This is a genomic window from Nocardia sp. NPDC004722, from assembly GCF_053601505.1.
In genome coordinates, this window is the sequence record NZ_JBSGBY010000952.1 from 1 (window position 1) to 2,082 (window position 2,082).

Annotated in this window: 3 protein-coding genes; all 3 read left to right on the forward strand. The window is 67.6% G+C overall.

What is annotated here, in order from left to right; genetic code table 11:
* Positions 1-327: 327 nt before the first annotated feature.
* Complete coding sequence (locus ACWELQ_RS44480) at positions 328-720, forward strand: hypothetical protein (protein WP_452402983.1); 393 nt, start codon at positions 328-330, stop codon at positions 718-720.
* 105 nt (positions 721-825) lie between these two features.
* Entirely contained in the window at positions 826-1,362 is a 537-nt protein-coding gene (locus ACWELQ_RS44485) for a hypothetical protein (protein ID WP_452402984.1), read from the forward strand.
* Positions 1,362-2,082 (forward strand): MMPL family transporter (locus ACWELQ_RS44490; protein ID WP_452402985.1); only part of this gene is annotated, 721 nt, incomplete at its 3' end. The genes ACWELQ_RS44485 and ACWELQ_RS44490, both read left to right, overlap by 1 nt.

The window sequence follows — 2,082 nt, forward strand, 5'->3', positions numbered from 1 at the left end:
AGTGGGTGCCCGGCTTGGCGATGTCGAAGGTGGCGGGGATCTCGAGGTCTCGCAGCCGGGTCTTGAGGTTGCGGGCGCACCAGTCGCTGGCCGCCCCCGCGAGGGCCGACCGGATCCAGCCGCGACGGCGCATGCAGCGAACTCCTTAACCTGACCGAACTGACCGACGAAATCATGCGTGCTCTCTAATCTGACCATGGTCGCGTACGACGTGGCACAAGTGGGGGTCTTCCCGGCGGCGCGCCGCGATTGTGATCGATGCACTCGATGCCGATTTGCATGATGTGACATGGGGTTTCGGTGGCGGTGTCGGCGGGTGCGGTTACCGTGGAAGTCAAAAGCGGCTCGTATCAGGGAGATCTGTTGGTTGCCGAGCACACTGCGGGCTTCACCGTCGAGGACGTCACCGTGGGCCGTTACGCGCACGGGTTCGGAATGACCGGCGACGGGCGCTCCTTCGCGTTCCGCACCCATCGCGCGACGCTGCGGGTGGAGATCTATCGCGCCGATCTCGAGGCCGCGGTGCCCGCGCCGGAGGATGTCGACGCGGTCGCGCTCGCCCCGGTCACCGATATCGATCTCGATGACGAGCGCAGCGTGGTGGCGTTGGTGCGGGATCTGATTCCGCAGGCCACACCGGTCGCGGCGGCGGTGCCGCGCGAGTCCACCACGGTGCGGGCGCTGCTGGGGCGCCTGGGCGCGGTGCTGGAAGGACTGTGAGGCGCGCCGCGCGAGAGTGCCCGCTGTGACACGGGAATCACTCGCGCGCGGCGGCCGTGACAGACTGGCGGCACACAACCGCAGTTCGAGCTGACGAGGATGTTGATGCGACTTCGACGACCGGCCGCCGCCACGCTGATGTTGACCGTGCTGGGCGTGTCGATCGCCGCGTGCGGCGGGGGCGATGACGAGTCGAAGGTGGCGGCCGCGCGCTCCTCGGCGTACGCGGCGTTGAGTGCGACCTCGGCCGCGGCGGCGTCGTCCTCGAGCGCGAACAAGCCGGCCATCCCGACCGCCGCGCAGCTGGACGCGCAGCTGAAGTCGGCGTTGGATCCGACTCTGCCCGACACCGACCGCACGGCGTTGATCGAGGACGGGGACGCGTTCAAGGACGCGATCCCGGACATGTACAAGGCGTTGCAGGATCATCCGCACGCGGTGTACGGGGTCAAGGATCCGGTGTTCGACAACCATGACGGCACGCTGACGGCGACTTTGAGCCTGGACAAGGACGGCACCGGCAGCGATGTGCGCACGACCGTGGTGCATTTCGTGTTCAAAGACAGGCGCTGGAAGATCTCGCGCACCGATCTGTGCGGCATTCTGCGCTCGGCCGATTACAAGACCGCGGCCTGCGGCTGATGGTCGAGGCCGGATCCCTGCGGTGGGGGCGGGCGATCCACCGGTGGCGGTGGCTGGTGTTCACCGGGTTCGGGCTGCTGGTGCTCGTGTCGGGGTGGTATGGCCGTGACCTGGGTGATCACCTCACGCAGGAGGGCTGGTTCGATGATTCGAGCCAGTCGGTGGCGGCCTCGAAGCTGGCCGATGACACGTTCGGGCGCGACCGTGACGGGGATCTGATCGCGATCTATACCGCCCCGGCGGGGATGACGGTCGATGACGAGCCGGTGCGCAGTGCGGTGGCCGCGGAGCTGAGCCGGTTGCGCGGCGCGTATCCGGATCGGATCGCGCGCATCAACTCGTATTTCGACGGCGCGCTCATGGGGCAGTTCGCCGACGCGTCGCGCACGCACGCCTTCGCCAGTATCGGGTTGCGTGGCGACGGCGGCACGGAGACGGTCGCGGACTATATGGCGATCAAGCACGAATTCCATGCGGGCGCACCGGGTTCGGGGCCGGGTGGGACGACGGTGCAGTTGGCGGGGATGCAGCCGGTGGTCGAGGGCATCAATACCGGGATGCAGGACGATATCCGGCGGGCGGAGCTGATCGCGTTGCCGCTGGTGGCGATCGTGTTGTATTTCGTGTTCGGCGGGGTGGTGGCGGCGTTGCTGCCGGTGCTGATCGGCGGCATGACGATTCTGGGCAGTCAGGGCCTGATGCGGCTGCTGACGAATCATC

Bases quoted from the DNA above. Each gene is read 5' to 3' on its own strand.
- ACWELQ_RS44485 (WP_452402984.1), top strand. From the start codon at position 826: ATGCGACTTCGACGACCGGCCGCCGCCACGCTGATGTTGACCGTGCTG.